This window comes from Actinosynnema sp. NPDC023587 (assembly GCF_040640215.1).
Classification (GTDB): Bacteria; Actinomycetota; Actinomycetes; order Mycobacteriales; family Pseudonocardiaceae; genus Actinosynnema.
In genome coordinates this window covers 287819-309003 of record NZ_JBFABG010000001.1, presented here as the reverse complement: position 1 = coordinate 309003, position 21185 = coordinate 287819, and the positions used below count along the sequence as shown (strand labels likewise).

General features: G+C 71.7%; 25 protein-coding genes. 14 read left to right on the top strand and 11 right to left on the bottom strand.

The annotated features are described in order from the left end of the window. Positions 1-30 precede the first annotated feature (30 nt). Together AB0G01_RS01540 and AB0G01_RS01535 are read left to right on the top strand one after the other, a co-directional pair. Positions 31-777 (top strand): DUF742 domain-containing protein, encoded by a 747-nt coding sequence (locus AB0G01_RS01540; RefSeq protein WP_360938350.1) that lies wholly within the window; start codon positions 31-33, stop codon positions 775-777. After that, positions 758-1363 (top strand): ATP/GTP-binding protein, encoded by a 606-nt coding sequence (locus tag AB0G01_RS01535; protein WP_015097948.1) that lies wholly within the window; start codon positions 758-760, stop codon positions 1361-1363. Before AB0G01_RS01540 ends, AB0G01_RS01535 begins: the two co-directional genes overlap by 20 nt. Positions 1364-2014: 651 nt before the next feature. Here AB0G01_RS01535 and AB0G01_RS01530 read toward each other — a convergent pair. Both AB0G01_RS01530 and AB0G01_RS01525 read right to left on the bottom strand, forming a co-directional pair. Beyond that, entirely contained in the window at positions 2015-2290 is a 276-nt protein-coding gene (locus tag AB0G01_RS01530) for a hypothetical protein (protein WP_360938347.1), read from the bottom strand. 100 nt (positions 2291-2390) lie between these two features. Then, positions 2391-4634, bottom strand: coding sequence for a helicase-associated domain-containing protein (locus tag AB0G01_RS01525; RefSeq protein ID WP_360938344.1), 2244 nt, complete (start codon positions 4632-4634; stop codon positions 2391-2393). A gap of 85 nt (positions 4635-4719) precedes the next feature. Here AB0G01_RS01525 and AB0G01_RS01520 point away from each other — a divergent pair, with 85 nt between their 5' ends. The 5 genes from AB0G01_RS01520 (at position 4720) to AB0G01_RS01500 (ending at position 7997) form a co-directional block, all read left to right on the top strand. After that, the gene (locus AB0G01_RS01520) at positions 4720-4905 is read left to right on the top strand and encodes a hypothetical protein (RefSeq protein WP_360938342.1); all 186 of its coding nucleotides are present in this window, start codon (positions 4720-4722) and stop codon (positions 4903-4905) included. A gap of 191 nt (positions 4906-5096) precedes the next feature. Continuing rightward, positions 5097-6485 (top strand): NAD-dependent malic enzyme, encoded by a 1389-nt coding sequence (locus tag AB0G01_RS01515; protein ID WP_360938339.1) that lies wholly within the window; start codon positions 5097-5099, stop codon positions 6483-6485. A gap of 116 nt (positions 6486-6601) precedes the next feature. After that, the gene (moaC, locus tag AB0G01_RS01510; RefSeq protein ID WP_360938336.1) at positions 6602-7075 is read left to right on the top strand and encodes a cyclic pyranopterin monophosphate synthase MoaC; all 474 of its coding nucleotides are present in this window, start codon (positions 6602-6604) and stop codon (positions 7073-7075) included. Continuing rightward, on the top strand, positions 7072-7575 hold the full coding sequence (locus AB0G01_RS01505) for a MogA/MoaB family molybdenum cofactor biosynthesis protein (protein ID WP_360938333.1): 504 nt from the start codon (positions 7072-7074) through the stop codon (positions 7573-7575). The genes moaC and AB0G01_RS01505 overlap by 4 nt, the downstream gene beginning before the upstream one ends. Then, entirely contained in the window at positions 7572-7997 is a 426-nt protein-coding gene (locus AB0G01_RS01500) for a molybdenum cofactor biosynthesis protein MoaE (RefSeq protein WP_360938330.1), read from the top strand. Before AB0G01_RS01505 ends, AB0G01_RS01500 begins: the two co-directional genes overlap by 4 nt. A gap of 391 nt (positions 7998-8388) precedes the next feature. On the opposite strand, the gene AB0G01_RS01495 is transcribed toward AB0G01_RS01500, so the two are convergent. The 3 genes from AB0G01_RS01495 to moaA form a co-directional block, all read right to left on the bottom strand. Continuing rightward, positions 8389-9072, bottom strand: coding sequence for a transglycosylase family protein (locus tag AB0G01_RS01495; protein ID WP_360938328.1), 684 nt, complete (start codon positions 9070-9072; stop codon positions 8389-8391). 458 nt (positions 9073-9530) lie between these two features. Next, positions 9531-9785, bottom strand: coding sequence for a MoaD/ThiS family protein (locus AB0G01_RS01490; RefSeq protein WP_360938325.1), 255 nt, complete (start codon positions 9783-9785; stop codon positions 9531-9533). Position 9786: 1 nt separating this feature from the next. After that, entirely contained in the window at positions 9787-10845 is a 1059-nt protein-coding gene (gene moaA, locus AB0G01_RS01485) for a GTP 3',8-cyclase MoaA (RefSeq protein ID WP_360938322.1), read from the bottom strand. Between the two features lie 115 nt (positions 10846-10960). Here moaA and AB0G01_RS01480 point away from each other — a divergent pair, with 115 nt between their 5' ends. The 4 genes from AB0G01_RS01480 (at position 10961) to AB0G01_RS01465 (ending at position 14167) form a co-directional block, all read left to right on the top strand. Further along, positions 10961-11422, top strand: coding sequence for a MarR family transcriptional regulator (locus tag AB0G01_RS01480; protein WP_360938319.1), 462 nt, complete (start codon positions 10961-10963; stop codon positions 11420-11422). A 40-nt stretch (positions 11423-11462) separates the two neighbouring features. Beyond that, complete coding sequence (locus tag AB0G01_RS01475; protein ID WP_360938316.1) at positions 11463-12251, top strand: HAD-IIA family hydrolase; 789 nt, start codon at positions 11463-11465, stop codon at positions 12249-12251. Between the two features lie 73 nt (positions 12252-12324). Further along, entirely contained in the window at positions 12325-13053 is a 729-nt protein-coding gene (locus AB0G01_RS01470; protein WP_360938313.1) for a maleylpyruvate isomerase family mycothiol-dependent enzyme, read from the top strand. Positions 13054-13375: 322 nt separating this feature from the next. Then, a complete protein-coding gene (locus AB0G01_RS01465) occupies positions 13376-14167 on the top strand; it encodes a metallophosphoesterase (RefSeq protein ID WP_360938310.1) in 792 nt (263 codons plus the stop codon). 22 nt (positions 14168-14189) lie between these two features. Here the strand turns inward: AB0G01_RS01465 and AB0G01_RS01460 are convergent, their stop codons facing one another. Next, a complete protein-coding gene (locus AB0G01_RS01460) occupies positions 14190-14561 on the bottom strand; it encodes a YccF domain-containing protein (RefSeq protein ID WP_360938307.1) in 372 nt (123 codons plus the stop codon). Between the two features lie 62 nt (positions 14562-14623). Then, positions 14624-15169 (bottom strand): TetR family transcriptional regulator, encoded by a 546-nt coding sequence (locus tag AB0G01_RS01455; RefSeq protein ID WP_360938304.1) that lies wholly within the window; start codon positions 15167-15169, stop codon positions 14624-14626. Between the two features lie 60 nt (positions 15170-15229). On the opposite strand from AB0G01_RS01455, the gene AB0G01_RS01450 reads away from it, so the two are divergent. Further along, a complete protein-coding gene (locus AB0G01_RS01450; protein ID WP_360938301.1) occupies positions 15230-15868 on the top strand; it encodes an HAD hydrolase-like protein in 639 nt (212 codons plus the stop codon). Here AB0G01_RS01450 and AB0G01_RS01445 read toward each other — a convergent pair. After that, positions 15834-16025, bottom strand: a complete 192-nt coding sequence (locus tag AB0G01_RS01445) for a hypothetical protein (RefSeq protein ID WP_360938298.1) — start codon at positions 16023-16025, stop codon at positions 15834-15836. The genes AB0G01_RS01450 and AB0G01_RS01445 overlap by 35 nt on opposite strands. Before the next feature lie 137 nt (positions 16026-16162). On the opposite strand from AB0G01_RS01445, the gene AB0G01_RS01440 reads away from it, so the two are divergent. Next, positions 16163-16549 (top strand): cold-shock protein, encoded by a 387-nt coding sequence (locus AB0G01_RS01440; RefSeq protein WP_360939834.1) that lies wholly within the window; start codon positions 16163-16165, stop codon positions 16547-16549. Positions 16550-16590: 41 nt separating this feature from the next. Here AB0G01_RS01440 and AB0G01_RS01435 read toward each other — a convergent pair whose 3' ends face one another. Next, positions 16591-17724, bottom strand: a complete 1134-nt coding sequence (locus tag AB0G01_RS01435; protein ID WP_360938296.1) for a helix-turn-helix transcriptional regulator — start codon at positions 17722-17724, stop codon at positions 16591-16593. A 482-nt stretch (positions 17725-18206) separates the two neighbouring features. On the opposite strand from AB0G01_RS01435, the gene AB0G01_RS01430 reads away from it, so the two are divergent. Further along, a complete protein-coding gene (locus AB0G01_RS01430) occupies positions 18207-19052 on the top strand; it encodes a tetratricopeptide repeat protein (protein WP_360938293.1) in 846 nt (281 codons plus the stop codon). Positions 19053-19189: 137 nt separating this feature from the next. Here AB0G01_RS01430 and AB0G01_RS01425 read toward each other — a convergent pair whose 3' ends face one another. After that, positions 19190-19663, bottom strand: coding sequence for a DUF2771 family protein (locus AB0G01_RS01425; RefSeq protein ID WP_360938290.1), 474 nt, complete (start codon positions 19661-19663; stop codon positions 19190-19192). 11 nt (positions 19664-19674) lie between these two features. Further along, entirely contained in the window at positions 19675-21153 is a 1479-nt protein-coding gene (locus AB0G01_RS01420; RefSeq protein ID WP_360938287.1) for an MFS transporter, read from the bottom strand. Positions 21154-21185 lie beyond the last annotated feature (32 nt).

The window sequence follows — 21185 nt, the reverse complement described above, 5'->3', positions numbered from 1 at the left end:
TCCTCATGAGATCGTGGGGGTGAGCGGTAGATGGCTGAACGATCTGGCGCGGGCGGACGACGCTTCGGTAGGAACTTCGACTACCAGGAGTGGGCCGCCGGCGGGTTCCAATTCGAAGAGCCGGATGCCGACCCCTCAGCAGAGGAAGCCGAGGACGCACCCAACTCGTGGAAAGGTCGGGCGGCCGAACCTCCACGGGTCGAAGGCACAGGGCAGGGGCTAGGCGATATGTCTCAGCGTGAGGTTGACGACTCGTCGTACGACTACGACGACGTTCCCAACCGGTTCGACATCGACGGGTACGGCAGCGGGCTGTTCGGGGGGCCGGGCGCAGACCTGTTCGGCTCCCACGGCCTGCCGGACAGCGTGCCCGAGCAGTTGCCCTACCCGACCGGGCCGCAACCGGTCGTGCGGCAGGAGGAAGACCCGGCCGGGGAATCGGGCTCGCTGGTCCGCCCGTACACCCGCACCGGTGGCCGCACGCGGCCGGACTACGACCTGGCCATCGAGGCGCTGGTGTCCACCAGCGAGCGGGGTCTGGAGCGGGACGCGGCGGTGCTGCCCGAGCACCGCTCGATCTGCGGTCTGTGCACCGACACGAGGTCGGTGGCGGAGGTGGCGGCCCACCTGCGGCTGCCGCTCGGTGTCGTCCGGGTGTTGATCGGCGACATGGCGAGCATGGGTTTGGTATTGATTCACCAGGGTGGCCTGGTCGTGGGGGACCGGCCGTCCATTGAATTCCTTGAGAGGGTGCTCAGTGGGCTTCGCAGGCTCTAGCCCCAACGCGGCCGATGGCGAACGGAAGCCGACGACCTCCGCGAAGATCGTGGTGGCCGGTGGCTTCGGCGTGGGCAAGACTACGTTCGTCGGTTCCGTGTCGGAGATCGTTCCGCTGACCACCGAAGCGGTGATGACCGAGGCGAGCGCCGGGGTCGACGACCTCTCGGCGACGCCGAACAAGGTCACCACCACGGTCGCGATGGACTTCGGTCGGGTGTCCCTGGACCAGGACCTGATCCTGTACCTGTTCGGTACACCGGGTCAGCACCGGTTCTGGTTCATGTGGGACGACCTGGTGCGCGGTGCGATCGGGGCGATCGTGCTGGTCGACACCAGGAGACTGGCGGACGCGTTCGCGTCCATCGACTTCTTCGACGACCGGCAGTTGCCGTACGTGGTCGGGGTGAACTGCTTCGACGGTCTGCTGCACCACCGCATCGAGGACGTGCGGGAAGCGCTGACCATCGACCAGTCCGTGCCGATGGTGACGTGCGACGCCCGGAACCGGCAGTCGACCAAGCAGACGCTGATCACGCTGGTGGAGCACGCCATGCGGCAGTGGATGTCGGTGCGCGCGGGCTGACCGCCCGGGTTCGGGCGAGGGGCGGTACCCGCGTGCGGGTGGCCGCCCCTCGCTGCTGCCCGCTCGCGCTTCCTCGTCGGGAGCGGGCACCCGTTGCCCGGCGGTCGCGGATCGCGTGCGCACCGCCCGGCGGCTCGGCCGCCGGTGGGGCACTCGGGCGCGGCGCGGTCCCGTGGCACCTGGTTCGGCGCGGACCGGCGGTGCCCGACCACGGGCGCGGGGCTTCGCGCGGGACTCCCGGTGCGGGGGCCGGAAGCCGCACCGCCGAGCGGGGTGCCGCCCGCCGGCCCGGTCGCCGGGTGTCGCGCGGTCTAGAGGTCGTCCGTCGAGCCGGTCGTCCGGTCGCCGGTCGGTGGGCCCGCCCGGACCGGCGCGACCGCTCTCCGGGCCGCCGGCACCGCGTCGCGGGTGATCGACATGTCGCCTCCTCCCCGGGGCCGGGGCGCGTCGGCAGCGCCCTACCTCGAAACTAGGTGGCCGCGCGCGCCCTGTCGGGTGGTAGGTCTTCCCGATCGGGGATCACGGGGAGTCGCGGGTGGCGGGGGCGGTGCGCGAAAAGGCGGCTCCCTCGTGGGGAGCCGCCCTTTCAAGCCGCTCGGGAGGGCGTTGTCACGCCCACCGCGACACAGCGTGGATCAGTCGATCAGTCGATCAGTCACCGAGCCCGTCCCAGTGACCGCCGTGGTGGTCGTGGTCCTGGCCACCCCACCACGTCGGGTTGCCCTCCACGTCCACCTCCACGTCGACGGTCGAGATCTCGTTGAACGAGTCGTCGATCCAGGTGAGGTTGTTGGTGGTGTGCGTGTTCGTGACTTCGTTGTCATCACCGAAGATGATGGTGGTATCGGCCTGGGCCGGTAGTCCGGACACGGCGAAAGCCGCGACGGATGCCGTGACGATCAGCAGTGCTCGTCGGATGATCGACATGCTGTGCTCCTCGTGACGTCGGGGCGCCTTACCAGCGCCTGACATCGACGCTAGGCCGCAAATCGATCACTATCCGGTAGTCCGGGGACACGGTCGGGGATCACTGCGAGTCGTCTTCTACCAAGGCCGCGGAGGTGATCCGGTGCAGCGGGAAACGCCGGACGTCGCCGTAGCTGACGTCCACGCCCTCCAGCACGCCGCCGCCCACGACCTGCGGCTTGATCACCCGGCGGGCGGCCGTGCCGTGGCTGTCCACGAAGTCCACCAGCACCGCGCGGCCGTCCCGGGCAGCCTGTTGCAGCAACCCGACGGTGGCGCTGGGTCCCGCGCCCAGGTGACCGGGGACGGAAACCCGGGCACCGCCCGTAGTCGTCGCGGCCTGGTCGCCCGCCCGGACCAACCGGACCAGCTCGCCGAGCTGCTCGTCGGACGGGGGTGTCGGGACCGGTGAACGACGCCTGCCCCGGCCCGGTGTCCGCCGTCCGCCCGCCTTCAGCTCCAGCACCCGGCCGTCCGGCCCCTCGGCGGCCGGGGCGAACCCGGCCGCGCGCAGCCCGTCCAGCACCTCGGCCAGCGGGTAGGGGCTGACCAGCACGGTCGGCGCGATCTTGCGCAGCTCCAGGCGCTCGGCCGCCGGGTGCACGGCGACCTCGGTGACCAGCACCGGGTCGTCGCAGCGCAGGAACGACCCGGCCGCACCGCCGCGCAGCCGGCCGTGCTTGCGGGCGGCGTCGTCGATCAGGTAGGTCAGCGACTGCGGCACCGGGGTGCGGGACTTGCCGCGGAACAGCTCGTGCAGGTCGGCGGCCGTGCGCCCCGCGTCGAACGCGCGCCGCACGGACTCCTCGCGCACCCGGAAGACGGTCGCGCCACCGGCCGACTCGACGTCGGCGACCAGCGCGATCTCGTCCGCCAGGTCCGGTTCCAGCCGGCCCGGCGCGACCACCGTCAGGTCCGCCTGCACCAGGAAGTGGTCCACCGGCGCGGGCAGCGCGTCGCCCAGCCGCTTGGCGGCCGGGCCGGGGCCCTCGGTGAGCAGCGTCCGGCCCTGCGCGGTCAGCGCGTCCAGGGACAGCACGCCCACCGCCGTGCCCTCCTCGACCGCCCACCGCACCAGCTCGTCGCGCAGCCGGCCGCCTCGGCGCGGGGCCCGCCACGCCAGCACGGCGGCCAGCTCGTCGGCGTTCGGCGCGGCGGTGCCGGGCGGCAGGGCGGCCAGCGCCTCCAGGACCCGCCTGCGGTCGCGCGGCGCGGCGGGCCGGTTGAGCTCGGGGGCCAGCGGGTTGAGCAGCCGGTCCCGCTCGTCGCGCCGGCCGATCAGCCCCGGCAGCCGGGGCAGGTCCAGCCACGCCTGCGCGAGCGTCGCCCAGCGGTGCTCCGGTGCCGCCGCCAGCCAGGTGTCGGCCTGCGGGGTCGGCACCCACTCCGGCTCCACGCCCTCGCTGTCCGCGACCAGGCCCGCGTTGACCACCAGCTCCACCAGCAGGGCCGCGCGGCGCTCCTCGACGTCCAGCTCCTTGGCGAGCTTGCGCAGCTCGCGCACCCCCACCCCGCCCGACCGCAGCACCGCCGGCGGGTCCGCCGACCACGCGGTCAGCAGCGCCTCGACGTGTCGGGACAGCTCCAGCGCCTCGCCGCCGCCGGTGCTGTCCACCGTCACCGGGTCGCGGTGCAGGGTGGTCAGCGGCGGTTCGGCGGTCGTGATCCCGCCCAGCGGCCGATCGCCGCGCACGGCGAGGCCGATCTCCCTGGGCAGCTCCACGGTCAGCGCGTCCCGGCGCACCAGCAGGCCCCGCGCCAGCAGCTTCTGGATCGGGGTGCGGGCACCGGCCAGCGACACCACGTGCGCGGCGTCCTTGGTCTGCCCGACCGGCGGACCGGCGGCCAGCGCGCCCAGCACCCGGAGCTCGTCCTCGCCGAGCCCGGACAGGTCCGCGCCCGCCAACGAGGGCACCGAGCGGCCCAGCCCGCACGGGAACGGGTTGACCGCGTCCCGGGCGGCCGGCGGCGTGCTCAGCGCGTCGTCCCCGCCCCACACCAGCACGCGGGCGCGCAGCAGGTCCAGCGCGGGGCGGAGGTCCACGTCGAACAGGCCGGCCACGTCGGCGAGCCGCACCGGGCGCTGGTCGGCGTCCAGGACGAGCAGCGCCTCCAGCACGGTGAGGGTGAGCGTGTCCAGCTCCTCGCACGCCCGCGCGACCGACGCCCGCGACCCGACCCGGGCAGCGAGCACCGCTGTGTCGGCCGGTGGCGGCGTGGCCAGGTCTGGACGCGCGCGCAGCAGGGCCACGAGCGCGGTGTCGTCCTGCGCGCGCAGCCACTCGGCGAGTGTGGTGCCGGACATCCCCACCACGGTATAGGGCCGCGCGCGGGACCGGACCGGTGAGGCACACTTGTCCACGACGTGCAGCACCACCGAGGAGGAACCCGTGGCCAAGGCCCGCCCCGAGCGCATCGACCCGAACTGGCCGGAGCCGCCGGCGGACGGCAAGTACGCGGTCAGCGAACTGGCCAGCGACGTCCAAGGCGCGTTGTCGCCGTTCGGCACGACCACGTTCCCGCTGCCGGTGGACGAGCTCGGCTACCACCACCCGGTGACCGAGATCAACCGCTGAGCCCCGGCTCTCCCCCGCTGCCCCACGGCCGTGCACCGGCCGTGGGGCAGTTCGCGTGCCCGGCAGGTTTCCGCCCGGCGGGGCGTGCGGCCGGAAGGCTTGCGGCGCGGGGTCGAGCCGCGCGCGTTCCGCTAATCCGTGCGGACTAGGCTCGGCTCCCGCTTGAGCGCGCCGTTCGTGGGAGGATTTCGATGCCGGTCCCCGGCCCTGGGTATTCGATCACCGTCCGTCTGGAGGCACCGCCGTCGGCGAGCGCGGCGGGCGACCTGACCTCGGCGGTCGGCCGCGCGGGCGGGGTGATCACGGCGTTCGACGTCGTCGAGTCGCACAACGACCGGGTGGTGATCGACCTCACCTGCAACGCCCTGTCGGCCAACCACGCCAAGGACATCACCGACACCCTGGGGCAGTTGCCGGGGATCGTGGTCCGCAAGGTGTCCGACCGGACGTTCCTGGTCCACCTCGGCGGCAAGATCGAGATCTCCTCCAAGGTCCCGCTGCGCAACCGCGACGACCTGTCCCGCGCGTACACGCCCGGCGTGGCGCGGGTGTGCCAGGCGATCGCGGAGAACCCCGACGACGCCCGCCGCCTGACCATCAAGCGCAACACGGTCGCGGTCGTGACCGACGGCTCCGCCGTGCTCGGCCTGGGCAACCTCGGCCCGGCCGCCGCGCTGCCGGTGATGGAGGGCAAGGCGGCGCTGTTCAAGAAGTTCGGGGGCGTCGACGCGTGGCCGGTGTGCCTGGACACCCAGGACACCGAGGAGATCATCCGCGCGGTCGAGCTGATCGCGCCGGTCTACGGCGGCATCAACCTGGAGGACATCGCCGCGCCGCGCTGCTTCGAGATCGAGGCCCGGTTGCGCGAGAAGCTCGACATCCCGGTGTTCCACGACGACCAGCACGGCACGGCGATCGTCGTGGTCGGCGCGCTGCGCAACGCGCTGCGGGTGGTCGGCAAGAAGATCTCCGACTGCAAGCTCGTGGTCTGCGGCGTCGGCGCGGCGGGCTCGGCGATCATCCGGCTGCTGCTCAAGCAGGAGCCCGGCGACGTGGTCGCGGTCGACGTGGACGGCATCGTGCACCGCGACCGGCCCGGCCTGGACGAGAACCTGAAGTCGATCGCGGCGGCGACGAACAAGGACGACGTGTCCGGCCGGCTGCACGACGCGCTGGTCGGCGCGGACGTGTTCATCGGCGTGTCCGCGCCCAACCTGTTCACCGCCGAGCAGGTCGCGACCATGAACCACGACGCGATCGTGTTCGCGCTGGCCAACCCGGACCCGGAGATCGACCCGATGGAGGCGCAGAAGCACGCCGCCGTGGTCGCCACCGGGCGGTCGGACTTCCCGAACCAGATCAACAACGTGCTGGCGTTCCCGGGCGTGTTCCGCGGCCTGCTGGACGCGCACGCCCGCACCATCACCGATTCGATGCTGCTGGCCGCCGCGAACGCCATCGCCGACGTGGTGGACGGGGAGAAGTTGAACGCCTCGTACATCGTGCCGAGCGTGTTCGACACCTCCGTCGCGCCGGCGGTCGCCGAAGCCGTCCGGAAAGCCGCTGCCGCGCAGTCCTGATCGCGTGGTCCTGATCGCACGGGCCCGGCTCGGTGCGGTCGCGCCGGGCCGGGTCGTTGCGCCGGGTGGGTCGCACACGTCGTGCGCGGTGGGGTGCGGGGAATAGCATCGTTCGCATGAGCAAGCAGTTCACCCACCTCGACGGAAGCGGCGCGGCCCGCATGGTCGACGTGTCGGCCAAGGAGCAGACGACCCGCACGGCGGTCGCGTCCGGCGTGCTGCGGACCACCGCCGAGGTCGTGGTGCTGCTCGGCAGCGACGGCCTGCCCAAGGGCGACGCGCTGGCGACGGCGCGGATCGCCGGGATCATGGCGGCCAAGCGGACCTGGGAACTCGTGCCCCTGTGCCACCCGATCTCGCTGTCCGGCGTGGTCGTGGACCTGGCGCTGGAGGACGCGGAGGTCCGGATCACCGCGACCGTGCGCACCACCGACCGGACCGGCGTGGAGATGGAGGCGCTGACCGCCGTCTCGGTGGCCGGGCTGACGTTGCACGACATGGTGAAGTCGATCGACCCGGCCGCGACGCTCGACGCGGTGCGGGTGGAGCGGAAAGAGGGCGGCAAGACCGGCCGGTGGGTCCGCCCGTGACCGCCGGGGACGCGCCGCCGACCGGCGGGCGGGGAGCGCGGGTGGTGACGGCGTCCAACCGGGCCGCCGCCGGGGTGTACGAGGACCGGGGCGGGCCGATCATCGTGGCGTGGCTGCGCGAGCGCGGGTACGCCGTGCCCGACGCGGCCGTGGTGCCCGACGGCGAGCCGGTGGCCGAAGCGCTGCGGGCGGCCGTGGCGGACGGGGTGGCGGTCGTGATCACCACCGGCGGCACCGGGATCAGCCCGACGGACCGCACACCCGAGGCCACGCGCGCGGTGCTGGACTACGAGGTGCCGGGCGTGGCGGACGTGATCCGCACGTCGGGCTGGCCGCGCGTGCCCACCGCCGTGCTGTCGCGCGGGCTGGCGGGCGTGGCGGGGCGGACGTTCGTGGTGAACCTGCCGGGCTCCACCGGCGGGGTGCGCGACGGCTTGGCGGTGCTCGGCACGCTGCTGGAGCACGCGGTGGACCAGTTGGCCGGAGGTGACCACGCATGACCGACGTCCTGCGCGCGACCGTCAGCGATCAGCCGCTGTCGGTGGACGAGCACGCGACCCTCGTGGAGAACGCGGCGGCGGGGGCGGTGGTGACCTTCTCCGGCGTCGTCCGCGACCACGACCACGGGCGGGCGGTGCGGGAGCTGGAGTACGTCGGGCACCCGTCGGCGGCGGACGTGGTGGCCGAGGTGGTGGCGGACGTGGTGGCGAAGTCCTCCGGGGTGCGGGCGGTCGCCGTGTCGCACCGGGTGGGGGAGCTGGCCATCGGGGACGTGGCGCTGGTGTGCGCGGTGTCGGCCGAGCACCGGGCGGAGGCGTTCGGGGTGTGCTCGGAGCTGGTGGACGAGGTGAAGCGCCGCCTCCCGGTGTGGAAGCGCCAGGTCTTCGCCGACGGTACCGACGAGTGGGTCAACTGCCCCTGACCGCCCGACCGCCCCTGACCGCTTGACCGCCCTGACCGCCTGACCGCGAGGCGGTCACCGCGCTGTCCGCCGTGTCGGCCGGTTCGTCGCGCCGCGCCGGTCTCCGCACCGATCGCCGCGCTGGTCTCCGCGCTTGCCACCGCGCCGGTTTCCGCGCCGGTCCCCGCACTGGTTGCTCGGCGGGAGGCGGGCGGGATTCGTCGAGGCGTGGCCTCCGGCCCCCGGTCTCATCGTCTCACGGACCACCGACACTACCCGGCGCACGAAGCTCAAGCTCAAGCTCAAGCTCGGGGTCGGGGTCGGGGTCGGGGTCGGGGTCGGACAGCAGAGACCCCGCCGTCGGGGGGAACGGCGGGGTCTCTGGTCTGGTGCCGGCAGTCGCCGGCCCGGATCACTTGGTGGCGATCTTGTGACCCACCATGATCAGGTCGGGGTTCGGGATGAACTCCTTGTTGAGCTCGTGCAGCTTCGACCAGCCGCCCTCGACCTTGAGCTCCGTCGCGATCTTCGACAGGCTGTCGCCGGTCTTGATCTCGTAGTCGCCGGCCGGGTTGTCGCTGGGCAGCGCCACGGTCACCGGGGCGGGAGCGGGAGCTTCCTCCTGCACCTGCGCGGGGGCCTGCTGCTGGGGCTGCTGGGGCTGCGGGGTCGCCTGGCGCTGCTGCGCCGGGGCCGGAGCGGTCCGCTTCGGGGCCGGAGCGGCACCGCCGCCGAGGCCCTTCGGCCCGCACACCGGCCACGCGCCGATGCCCTGGGTCGCCAGGACGTTCTCCGCGACGCGGATCTGCTCCTCGCGGGAAGCCTGGTGGGGCATGCCGGAGCCGCCGTTGGCGGTCCAGGTGCTGGGCAGGAACTGGAGCCCGCCGTAGTAGCCGTTGCCGGTGCTGGTGCCCCAGTTACCGCCACTCTCACACGCGGCGACCGTGTCCCAGTTGACTCCGGAGCCCTGCGCGTTCGCGGTTCCGGCGGCCAGGCCCAGGGGAGCACCCACGATGACGCCGGCGACGGCGACCTTCGCGACGGTGCGGGCGGTGGCGCTGATGGTCGGGCGGTGCTTGCCTCGGTAAGAAGCCATTTCCCTCTCGGCCCACCACACCTGCACGACCGACGCGGGTTCGGGGCCCGGCTCGTCGATCAGTCCCTGTCCGGCGGTTTTCCTCGCTCGGGGTTTGGTGCCGGGGCCACTGGACAGGGTTCGGTGCGTGGCATCCCGGTGGTGCTCGTGGTTGGTCGGGGCCAACCGAAGAGCGACCGTACGTAACCGAGGAGCGCACGTCCAAACGTTCTAGGTGTGTCAGGCATCACTGTAACGGTTTGGGGTGATCTGTCGAGATGGGTGTTTAGCCAGGTCAGATGGCCGTTACCGTCTCGTTTCCGTTCTGAGATCTGTCGAGATGGATCACGTTGAGTGAGGTCTCCCTCACGTCATTCGGCCCCTTGGAGAACACCTGCCGGCCGCGTCCGGAAGGTCCTTCAGCGGTCGGCGATGAGGTTCCTCGGACGGTCGGGGCGGGGGTTGGGGTGGGAGGTTCGTCAACCGCCGGCGAAGGGCGGGAGCACGTCCAGTTGAGCCCCCGGCCCGACGGGGGTGTCGCGGTCGCGCACGGCCACGCCGTCCAACAGGAAGCTGCACGCCGCCAGCACGCGCCCCAAGCCGTCCCCGTGCCGCGCGCACATCGCGTCGAGCACGTGCGCCACCGTGGGCGCACCGGACAGCTCCAGGCTCTCGTCCGGCACCCCGGCCGCCGCCCGCGCGCCGGCGAAGTACCGCACCGTCAGCCGCACCACGTCATCCCCCGATCGCGCTCATCGGCCGCTCGGGCTGGTGGAAGCCGTCGTCGTTGATGCCGTGCCCGGCCGCCTTCGCCCACGAGTTCGCCCGCCACCGCCCGGCGATCTCCTCGTCGGACGCGCCGCCGCGCAGCAGCGCCCTCAGGTCCGTCTCGGACTGGCTGAACAGGCAGTTGCGGACCTGGCCGTCCGCGGTCAGCCGGGTCCGGTCGCACGCCGCGCAGAACGGCCTGGTCACGGACGCGATCACGCCCACCACGGCGGGCCCGCCGTCGACCAGCCACCGCTCGGCCGGCGCGCCGCCCCGGGCACCGGGCTCGGGCGTCAGCTCGAACGCGCCGCGCAGCGCCGCCAGGATCTCCTCGGCGGTGACCATGTCGTCCCGGTCCCACGCGTGCTGCGGGTCCAGCGGCATCTGCTCGATGAACCGGAGCTGGTACCCGTGCTCCAGGCAGAACCGCAGCAGCGGCACGGCCTCGTCCTCGTTCACGCCGCGCATCAGCACCGAGTTGACCTTCACCGGGGTCAGCCCGGCCGCGCGCGCGGCGGCCAGCCCCTCGAACACGTCCTCAAGGCGGTCGCGCCTGGTCAGCGCGTGGAAGCGCGAGGGGTCGAGGGTGTCCAGCGAGACGTTCACCCGGTTCAGGCCCGCGTCGACCAGGGCACCGGCGCGGCGCGCCAGGCCGACGCCGTTCGTGGTCATGGACATCCGGGGCCGGGGGGTCAGGGCGGCGGTCGCGGCGATCACCCGCTCCAGGCCGGGCCGCAACAGCGGCTCGCCGCCGGTGAACCGGATGTCGGTCACGCCGAGCCCGGTCACCGCCACGCCGATCAGCCGGGCGAGCTCGTCGTCGGTGAGCAGTTCCGGCTTGGGCAGCCAGTCCAGGCCCTCGGCGGGCATGCAGTAGGTGCACCGGAGGTTGCACCGGTCGGTCAGCGACACCCGCAGGTCGGTCGCGACCCGGCCGAACTTGTCGACCAGCAGCGGGGAGTCGGGCCTCGTCGTCGTCTCGGGCGTGCCGCGCACGCCGGGTAGTCCCAACTCGACAGCCGTCACCTCTGCCAGGGTACTGCTCCCACCTCCGTGGTCGTGGCCCCCGACGGGGTCGGCGTCGTGGGCCGCGCTGGAGGACGGTGCCTGCGCGGGTCTCTCGCCAGCTAAATTATTTGACATGACGAGCGAGCACGACGTCCCCGCCGAAGTGCTGGAGCGGTTCGGCTTCTACGCCCGCGAGACGAGCGCGCTCACCACCCTGTTCCACAGCCGCGTGGCCGAGCGGATGGGGTTGTCGCCGACCGACGAGAAGTGCCTGGACCTGGCGGTGCGCGCGGAGGAGCCGATCACCGCCGGCAAGATCGCCGAGCTGTCCGGCCTGTCCACCGGCGCGGTGACCGGGGTGATCGACCGGCTGGAGAAGGCCGGGTACGTGCGGCGCGTGCGCGACCCGCACGACCGGCGCAAGGTGCTGGTCGAGGTCACCGTCGCAGAGGAGCGGTTCGGCCACCTGTTCGTGGGCGCGCAGGAGACGTTGCGGGAGGCGTTGGCCCAGTTCGCGCCCGAGGAGTGGGCGGTGCTGGAGCGCTACCACAAGTCCGTGATCGACCTCTTCCGCAAGCGCGTCGTCGAAGGCTGACCGGAGGCCGGTCGGCGGGTTGGCCGGCAGCATGGCGGGCATGGGTGAGCGCTGGAACTACCTGATGGACATGGACGGCGTGCTCGTGCACGAGGAGCACCCGATCCCGGGGTCCGGCGAGTTCGTCGCGGAGCTCACCGCGAACGGCACCCCGTTCCTCGTGCTCACCAACAACTCGATCTACACGCCGCGCGACCTGCGCGCCCGGCTGGCCCGCACCGGGCTGGAGGTGCCGGAGTCGGCGATCTGGACGTCCGCCCTGGCCACCGCCCGGTTCCTGGACTCGCAGCGGCCCGGCGGCTCGGCGTTCGTGATCGGCGAAGCCGGGTTGACCACGGCGCTGCACGAGATCGGGTACGTGCTGACCGACCGGGACCCGGACTACGTGGTGCTCGGCGAGACCCGCACGTACAGCTTCACCGCGATCACCAAGGCGATCCGGCTGGTGGAGGAGGGCGCGAGGTTCATCGCGACCAACCCCGACGCCACCGGGCCGTCGCGGGAGGGTTCGCTGCCGGCCACGGGCTCGATCGCGGCGCTGATCGAGCGGGCCACCGGGCGCGAGCCGTACTACGTGGGCAAGCCGAACCCGTTGATGATGCGCTCGGCGTTGCGGGCGCTGGGCGCGCACTCGGAGAACACGCTGATGATCGGTGACCGGATGGACACGGACGTGCGGGCCGGGCTGGAAGCCGGGCTGCGGACGATCCTGGTGCTCACCGGGATCTCGGCGGACACGACGGCGGAGCTCTACCCGTACCGGCCGACCCTCGTGCTGAAGTCCATCGCGGACCTGGTGGGGAGGTCGGCCGACCCGTTCCCGGGCTAGGCGGGCCCGTTGCGCGCGGGCGCTGACCCGCGACGGGATCGGGAATGTCGTACCGCCCGGTTAGCGTCCGGGGATGGGCATCGATCACCTGGCGGTTCTGGAGCGGTACGGCGAGGCGTTCGGCGACGCGGTGGACGGCAACCTGGAGCGCGCGGTGCCGAGCTGCCCGGGGTGGACGGTGGACGACCTGGTGGCGCACCTCGCCGAGGTCCAGGGGTGGTGGACGTCCGTGGTCCTGGCCAAGGGCGAGCGCCCGGACGCGGACGCCGCGCGCCGCGCCGGGGAGACGGGCCCGGACCGGGTCGCCGGCTGGCGCGAGATCACCGCGCGGTACCAGGCCGTGCAGCGCTTCTGCTCGCCGGACGCGGTGCTGTGGGCGTGGTGGGGAGAAGAGGGGAAGGACCGGGCGACGGCGGTGGCCTGGCGGCAGGCGCACGAACTGGTCGTGCACTGCTGGGACGCGCAGAGCGCGGTGGGCGCGCCCGAGCCGGTCCCGGCGGACCTGGCGGCGGACGGGGTGGACGAGTTCATCGACCACTGCCTGGGCGACCGGGCGCGGGGCCTCGGCCCGGTCGTGGTCGAGCTGGTCGCGCCGGACCGGTCCTGGTTGATCGGCGCACCGGACGGCACGGGGGCGCTGCGGCGGCTGGACGCGGGCGGCGCGACGGTGACCGTGACAGTGGCGGGCACGGCCGAACAGCTCTACCTGCTGCTCTGGGGTCGGCTCGCCCCGGAAGAGGTGCGGGTCACCGGAGACCGCGAGGTGCTCGGCCGGGTGCTGGCCGGCTCCGAGACCGAGTGACGGGAGCCGGCTGAGCCGGTCGGCGTGCGGTCGCAGCCGGCCGACGTGCTCCCGGGGCGTCAGCACTCCCGTGGCGATGTCTCCGCCACCGCCGCGACCCACCACCGCATCCACCGCCGCGTCCACCATTGCGACCCGCGCCAAGTGCTCTTTCGTGGACCTGAGGACGGGCTCACCGCCCGTGACACCACGGCCACGGCGCGGAGTTCACCCCGGAGGGGGAGGCCGGTCGGGCCGGTTCGGACGTCGCCATCCGGACCAACCGGGCCGTCGGTTGATCCACACGTGCGCGCCGCGCGGCGACGTCGCTTATCGTCGCGGTGTGGACCGACCGCTCTTCGTGGTAGGCGACGTGCACGGGCACCTCGCCGAGCTCACCCGCGCCCTGCACGCCCAAGACCTCGTGGACGAGGCGGGCGACTGGGCAGGCGGCGACGCCGAGCTGTGGTTCCTCGGCGACTTCGTGGACCGGGGTCCGGACGGCATCGGCGTCATCGAATTCGTGATGAGGCTGTCCGAGCAGAGCGGCGGGCAGGTGGACGCCCTCATCGGCAACCACGAGATCCTGTTGCTGGGGATGCACCGGTTCGGCGACGAGCACGTGCCGAACGCGCCGACGCCGCGCAGCTTCGCGCGCAGTTGGCTGCTCAACGGCGGCCTGCGCAGCGACCAGGACCGGCTCACCGACCGGCACATCGAGTGGCTGACGTCGCGCCCGGTGCTGCACCGCGTCGACAGCCACCTGCTGATGCACTCCGACACCCTCGCCTACCTGGAGTGGGGCGACTCCATCGACGAGGTCAACGCCGCCGTGCGCGAGCTGCTCGACGGGCACGACCTCGAAGCGTGGTGGGAGTGCTGGCGCAAGATGACCACCCGGTACGCGTTCCGCGGCCCGGACGGCGGGACGGTGGCCGCCGACCTGCTGGAGGTGCTGGGCGGTGCCGAGGTGGTGCACGGGCACAGCGTCATCGCCGACCAGTTGGGCGTGCCGCCGCAGGAGATCGACGGACCGCTGCGGTACGCGGACGACCGGGTGCTGGCCGTCGACGCCGGGCTGTACAGCGGCGGGCCGTGTCTGGTGGTCCAGCTCGACCAGCGGCCCGCGGAGTAGCCGGCCGGCGGGTGGTTCCGCGCTAGGCCGGGACGATCTCCTTGCCCAGCGGCATGAGCGACACGGGGACCATCTTGAAGTTGGCGATCCCGAGCGGGATGCCGATGATCGTGACGCACAGCAGGACGCCGCTGACCACGTGCCCGATCGCCAGCCAGATCCCGGCCACGACGATCCAGATGACGTTGCCGAGCAGCGACGGCGCGCCCGCGCCCGGCCGGTCCACGACGGTCCGGCCGAACGGCCACAGCGCGTAGTTCGCGATGCGGAACGCGGCCAGCCCCCACGGGATGGTGATGATCAGGACGCAGCAGATGATCCCGGTCAGCACGTACCCGATCGCGAGCCAGAACCCGCTCAGCACCAGCCAGATGAGGTTCAAGATGATCCGCACCCCACCATCTTGCCGCACGCGGGCGGTGGCGTGCCGAAGTGGCGTGGACCGGGTGCGGGCCGTCAGGGCGCGTGGAGCAGCGCGTGGGTGATGCAGACCACGGCCTGCACCGGGTCGCGGCTGGGCGTCAGCAGGTGGCTGATCATGAGCCGGACCACGTGCTCGGCGATCAGCTCGGCGCGCTCCGCCGACAGCCACGGGTAGTGCAGGTGGAAGTGCTCCAGGAACACGTCGGTCGCGGCGGCCATGACCGGGTGCCCGCGCGTGGTCACCAGCGGGAGCATGTCCTCGGCGTTCGCCCCGCTGAACAGGGACTGGGTGAGCGGGTCCCGCGCGGCGCGCTCGAAGACGAAGGCGGTGGCGTCGCGGACCCCGTCGACGGGGTCCGCCGCCGTGGCGAGCCGGGAGCGCACGCCGTCGAGGAATTCCTCGGTCTTGTAGAGGGCGACGGCGTGCACGATCCGTTCCTTGTTGCCGAACTCGTTGTAGACGGACTGCCTGCTCACCCCGGCCCTCGTGGCGACGTCGGCCATCCGGAGGCCCTGGACGCCCCGCGACGCCAGGAGGTCGGTCGCGGCTTCGAGCACCGTGCGGGTGAGTTCCGTCACGGCGTCCAGCTTTACACAGAGCGCTTTTTTGTAAACCCCGGTGGACCGTAGAGTGCGAATGTGCCGTTGACCGTGGGATTCGACCTCGACATGACGCTCATCGACCCCCGGCCGGGCATGGTCGCGGTGATGGACGCCGTCGCGGCCGAATGCGGCTACCCGCTCGACGGGGCGCACTTCGCGGCCAACCTCGGCCCGCCGCTGGACATGGTCTACCGCGATCGGGGCGTGCCCGAGGAGGAGATCCCGGACCTGGTGGCGCGGTTCCGCGCGCTCTACCCGGAGATCGTCATCCCGGCGACGGTGGCCCTGCCCGGCGCGGCGCAATCGCTTGCGGCCGTGCGTGAGCTGGGCGGGAGCGTGCTGGTGGTGACCGGGAAGTACCGGGCGAACGCGGCCCTGCACCTGTCGGCGCTCGGCTGGGAGGTCGACGGGTTGTTCGGCGAGCTGTGGTCCACCGGCAAGGCCGAGGCGTTGAAGCTCGCCGGCGCGGCGGTGTACGTGGGGGACCACGTCGGGGACGTGCGCGGGGCGCTGGCCGCCGGTGCGGTGGCGGTCGGGGTGGTCACCGGGCCGTGCTCGCACGACGAGCTGGTCGCGGAGGGCGCGGACGTGGTGCTGACCTCGCTGGAGCTGTTCCCGGGCTGGTTGCGGGAGAACGCCGCTACGCTCGCCGCCGGGAGTTGCGCACGGCGCTGAGCACGCCCAGCGCCAGACCGGCCGGGGCGAGCAGCCAGCCGGCGGCGAACACCCAGGCGGGGAGGCCGCTCTCGCCGGCGACGAACATCGCGATGATCGCGACGACGCCCACCGCGAAGAGGACCACCGCCACCGGCATCAGCTTCTGCGACGTCATGCGGGTGAGCGTAGTCCGGGCATGTCCCGCAATCGGAGGTGCCCCGGAGCGGCACTTCTGGATAGTCTGTTGGGACGCGTCCTGGGCACGCCCGGGGCGCGTTCGTCGTGTGATCGTCAAAAGGATTGGTGAGCGCGGTGCCGACCGGCAAGGTCAAGTGGTACGACTCGGAAAAGGGCTTCGGCTTCGTCACCCAGGACGGTGGCGAGGACGTGTACGTGCGGAAATCCGCGCTGCCTCCGGGCGTCGAGGGCCTGAAGGCCGGGCAGCGCATCGAGTTCGGCATGGCCGAGGGGCGGCGCGGGCCGCAGGCCCTGTCCGTGCGGCTGATCGACCCCGCGCCCTCGGTGGCCGAGGCCCGACGTCGTCCGGCCGAGGAGCTGCACGGGTTGATCGACGACATGATCAAGCTGTTGGAGACGAAGGTCCAGCCCGAGTTGCGGCGGGGGCGGTACCCGGAGCGCAAGAACACCAAGGTGATCGCGGATGTGGTTCGGGCGGTGGCCCGGGAGCTTGATCCGTAAAGCGGGGTCGAGCCTTGCGGTCGCTCGGTTCTGGGAGGTTTTCAGGGGCTTGAGGGCTGCACTCGCTGCCGCAGGGCTGCCAGTTGAGCGGTCACGCGTGCGGACCTGACGTCGTTCAGGGCGTTGTCGGCCTTGTCGGCCAGTGCTCGTGCTTCGTCCAGCCGATCGGTCCTGGCGTAGAGGGTGGCGAGGTCGATCATGCGCCCCGCGCGGCCTCTCGACCGGTCCGCGCCCAGGCGGGGTAGCAGGTTCTCGAACCGTCGGATCGCCTCACGGTTCTCATCGGCGGCGGCCAGGGCTTGAGTGATGATCGAGTCGAGGTGCGCCGTCGTGACGAAGCTCAGCCACGGCGGGGTTTCCCCACCGTGCTGGGCGAGGGTTTCCGCTTTGGCGACGTGCCGGAGCGCCAGGCGCTTCTCGCCCGCTTTCGCCAGGTGCCTTCCCAGGACGCCGTGGAGGTTCGCGCGCTCCGGTCCGCAGACCCGGCTGTCGGACAGGGCCGACTCGACCAGGTTCACCGCGTCCGTGGGCAGGGCGTCACCGACCTGCGCGGCCATGTTCAACACCACGTGCGCGCGGAGGTCCGGATCGGCCCCGGCGTCGGCCGTGCGGAGCGCCAGCGTCGACAACCGGCGCGCCGAATAGGTCTGCCCGGAGTCGAAGTGCGTCCACGCCGTCCGGTCCGCCAGCGCCCCCACCGCCGCTGAGAGGGCGACGCGAGTGTCTTCCCGCATGGGTGCGTCCAAAAGGCTTACCGCCCAACGGAGTGCGCCACTGGAGACGTCTGCCGCCACGGCACCTCCGTAGCGGAGATCCATCGTCGTGTAGACGGAGGTGGCGTGCCGAACGGCTGCCACTTCCGAACGTCCGACCCTGCCGGGAGCCTCGGCGGCCGTGAGCCCGTCGAGCAGGCGGGCCAGTGGCTCCGGCGTGTTCGCCCCGGCGAGCACGGCTGCGGCTGCCGCCAGCAGTTCCCGTCTGTTCACATCCTCACCCAACCCCTGTGCGTTCAACGCACGTTCGTAGGCCGCCACCAGGTCGGGCGTCGCGGTCCGTTGGCCGTTCTCCACCATCCCGAGCATCGACTTGCTGTAGTGCGTGCGTTGGGCCATCACGGCCAAGCTCAAGCCCGCCGCCTCTCTGGCCGCGCGAAGCGCTCGTGCTGTCTCGGACACGGCGACTGGCTCCCGACGACTGTGGACGGCTGTGGACGCTTACTTGATTCCGACAACGCTCCGCATCCAACAGGCTACTCCCTGACTACACGCCTCCGGGTTGATCCAAAGGTTCCGGCGGCCTGACAGGTGGAGGTGGGCGCGAGATGAGCCGGGTCGGTCTGGCGGTGATCGTCATCGTGGTGGTGGCCGTGTGGACGGCCGAAGTGCATTTTCGGCTGTCGAGGCATCTACGCCAGGTGGCCGGGCCAATTCTGTTGATCGGTCGCGGCGCTACGGTCGGACGGTCTGAGGGAAGATGCCGCACACTGCTCCACTAAGAAAGAACGTCGAAAACTTCAGCCGGGTTCCACGTTTATCGCGAGCGCACTGGTCGCACTCGCGCCGCTGGAACTCGTCGACTTGTCCGAGCTGTGCCCGGCACGGTCGTGAACTCGTCACCCGAGCTGCCCGTCTGAATCCGAGAATGAGAAGTGGTCCTCATGACGTCGCCCGACAATGTCCTGTCGGTTGTCCGGTTCTGCATGACGAAGGGGGAAGTCGACGAAGCGGTCGAGTTGCTCGGCTACCTGTGGGCGGCGCTGCCTTCGGGCAGACCGGAAATCGACGTACCCAAGCTCCACGGCGTCAGCCTGGAACTGGCTGATCGGTTTCCGGTGGCGAGGTCCGTCTCGACGCTCCTCTACGGGGCGACAGTCACCTACGCCAAGCTGGGCGACTTCCCCGCCGCCACGGTTACCGCGTCCCGCATGGTCTCCGTCTGGCGAGCCTCGTGTCAGGCGAACCCGACTCACGATGCACTCAGCGGGCACGCTCACTCGTTGGACACCCTCGCCAGTGTCTATCGAGCGCGTGGAATGAACGACGGGGTCATCGCCTGCCTGGTCGAGTTGGTCGAGTGGAATTTCACGTGCGGAAACCAGGTGGGGGTCGCGTGGGCGTTGCGCGAACTCGGAGCGCTGGCGTTCCTGTCGGGAAAGTTGGACAACGCGGCTAAGAAGTTCGCCCGCGCTGACGAACTCTACGCCGAAGACGCAGGCGATCCTTCGATCGCTCAGGAACGGGCCGAATGTCATGTCCTACTGGGTCGACTGGCTCACGAAAAAGGTGACGCGGACGAGGCTGTCGAGTGGTTCGAGAAAGCGTTGGACCACCTGGAAGGCGGTGCTGCCGAGGAGGTTCGAGAACTGATTGGGGCAATCGGCGGCGGACGGGCCCTTCCTCCTCCCGGAGCTGTGCAGGTCGGGGAGTTCGGGCGTCCGATCTGGAATGACGGGGACGCGGCAGAACCCGCAAACCTGCCCAGAGGTCACGACGCTCGGAACTGATCCTCGTCGCCAAGCGGTCCATCGGGGTGGAGCCGGCCACGGTCACGGTCTGGAGGTTGTCGACGTTCGATGCTCGGGGAGTTACGGCGCGACAACGTCGTCAGCCACCGGTCGTGAGTTGCCTGTGCAGCCGACTCTTATTCCCGGTCGTCCACCGAGAGGACCCAGGTTCCCCGGGCCACGAAGTCCAGGGCTCCGGTGGTGCCGGCTTCGATCCTGGAGCCGTACTGCTGGACTTCCACGCTTTCCAGTTGGTCGTCCGGGTTCGGCAGGACCAGGGTGTAGGCGTATTGCGGGTCGCGTTCGGTGAAGAGCTTGCTGCGCAGCGGCTCTTGTTGGTCGCCCTGGGCGTTCCGGTAGGTGAACTTCACCGACCAGGCCGATTTCGCCAGGTCGCCCGGAACCGAGATCTGCACGGGCTTTCCCGGCCGGATCTTGAGCACGCCGGTGGCCTGGGCGTCCACCTGGCAGTCCTCCGACCGCACGTCGCAGTACTGGGTCGGGTGGACGTTGACGGCCTTGCCGTCGGCGTAGAACGTCACCTCGGGGTTCTGCGGCATGGCACAACCCGCGACGACCAGGAGCGGCAGGATCGGCAGTACTCGGCGCACGGGCCAGGAGCCTACGGCGTCACGGCGGACGTGCGGATGGGGCGGTCGCCGCCCAGGCCCGGGATCAGCGAGCCGCCCCGCCGGGACAGGACGGTCTGGGCCAGGCCGCAGGCCAGCAGGCCCGACAGGACGGTGAAGCCCACCCAGTACTCGGTGGGCAGCAGGACGCCCAGCGCGCCGCCGAACACCCAGCCCAGTTGGAGGATGGTCTCCGAGCGGCCGAAGGCCGAGGCCCTGGACTGCTCGGGGAGGTCGTCCTGGATCACCGCGTCGAGGCTGACCTTCGCCAGCGAACTCGCCGTCGCGCCGATGAGGCCGACGGCGGCGGCGGTGATCAGGCCGGGGAGCAGCGCGGCGACGATCGTCGAGATCAGCGCGGCGCTCAGGCAGCCGATGACCACCTGGTCCGGCTGGCCGAACTGGAGCCGGGCACCCACGGCGTTGCCGAGGAAGCTGCCCACGCCGGCCGCCCCGGCGATCGCGCCGAGCAGCAGCAGTTGCATGAAGGCGTCGCCTTCGGTCTGCGCGCGCACGACGAACGCGGAGAACAGCATCAGGAAGCCGGTGAGCATGCGGATCGCGCCGTTGCCCCAGAGGCTCACCACGACCGTGCGGCCGAGGGGCTGGCGTGCGGCCCTCTGCGGCTGCGCCCTCAGGGACGTGGGGACCTCGCCGTCGGTCACCTCCACCCAGGACGGGATGCGCAGGCACAGCCACGCGTTGACCAGGCAGAGGACGGCGGTGAACCAGAGCGCGCCGGGGGAGCCGAAGATGTTGGCGAACCCTGCCGCGACCAGGCCGAAGACACCGCCGGCGGCGAGGCCGAAGACGGTCATCCGGGCGTTCGTCTTGGACAGCGTGATCTCGCTGGGCAGCACCCTCGGGGTGATCGCGGCCTTGAGCACGGTGAAGGACTTCGACAGGACCATGCTGCCCAGGGCGGCGGGGTAGAGGCCCCAGTTGTCGAAGTTCACCGCCATGACCACGGCCAGGACCACGCGCAGGACGCAGGAGGCCGCCAGGGCGACCCGGCGGCCGTGCTGGATCTTGTCCAGGGCCGGGCCGATCACCGGCGCGACCAGGGCGAAGGGTGCCACGGTGATGAGCAGGTAGAGCGCCACCTTGCCCTGGCTCTCGCCGGTCGCGGCGGAGAAGAACAGGGTGTTCGCCAGGGCCACGGCCATCGCCGCGTCGGCGGCGTAGTTCATCATCACCGCGTAGGTGAGCGAGGAGAGGCCGGACTGCTTCGCGCCGTCGGCGTGGGCGGCCTTGCGGAACGCCGCCACCGCCTGACCGCCCAGTTGCCTGGTCCGCCACAGCGCCACCCGGGTGACGGTGAGCTTCTTCGGCGCGGTGGGACCGGTGGGGCGGTCCGCCGGCGGGGGCGCTTCCTCCTGGTCCGCCGAGGGGTACGGCCGGGTGCGCGGCTTGTACTCGTCGTCTTCCCACGGGTACCGCCGCGCCGGGTCTTCCGGCGGTGGACGCGTCACGTGGTCAATCCTGCCTCACGCGCACCGCCCTG

Excerpts from the sequence above, each read along its gene's own strand:
- AB0G01_RS01540 (WP_360938350.1), top strand. The coding sequence starts at position 31 with ATGGCTGAACGATCTGGCGCGGGCGGACGACGCTTCGGTAGGAACTTC.
- AB0G01_RS01530 (WP_360938347.1), bottom strand. The coding sequence starts at position 2,290 with ATGTCGATCATCCGACGAGCACTGCTGATCGTCACGGCATCCGTCGCG.
- AB0G01_RS01525 (WP_360938344.1), bottom strand. The coding sequence starts at position 4,634 with ATGTCCGGCACCACACTCGCCGAGTGGCTGCGCGCGCAGGACGACACC.
- AB0G01_RS01515 (WP_360938339.1), top strand. The coding sequence starts at position 5,097 with ATGCCGGTCCCCGGCCCTGGGTATTCGATCACCGTCCGTCTGGAGGCA.
- moaC (WP_360938336.1), top strand. The coding sequence starts at position 6,602 with ATGAGCAAGCAGTTCACCCACCTCGACGGAAGCGGCGCGGCCCGCATG.
- AB0G01_RS01500 (WP_360938330.1), top strand. The coding sequence starts at position 7,572 with ATGACCGACGTCCTGCGCGCGACCGTCAGCGATCAGCCGCTGTCGGTG.
- AB0G01_RS01495 (WP_360938328.1), bottom strand. The coding sequence starts at position 9,072 with ATGGCTTCTTACCGAGGCAAGCACCGCCCGACCATCAGCGCCACCGCC.
- AB0G01_RS01480 (WP_360938319.1), top strand. The coding sequence starts at position 10,961 with ATGACGAGCGAGCACGACGTCCCCGCCGAAGTGCTGGAGCGGTTCGGC.
- AB0G01_RS01475 (WP_360938316.1), top strand. The coding sequence starts at position 11,463 with ATGGGTGAGCGCTGGAACTACCTGATGGACATGGACGGCGTGCTCGTG.
- AB0G01_RS01470 (WP_360938313.1), top strand. The coding sequence starts at position 12,325 with ATGGGCATCGATCACCTGGCGGTTCTGGAGCGGTACGGCGAGGCGTTC.
- AB0G01_RS01445 (WP_360938298.1), bottom strand. The coding sequence starts at position 16,025 with ATGACGTCGCAGAAGCTGATGCCGGTGGCGGTGGTCCTCTTCGCGGTG.
- AB0G01_RS01430 (WP_360938293.1), top strand. The coding sequence starts at position 18,207 with ATGACGTCGCCCGACAATGTCCTGTCGGTTGTCCGGTTCTGCATGACG.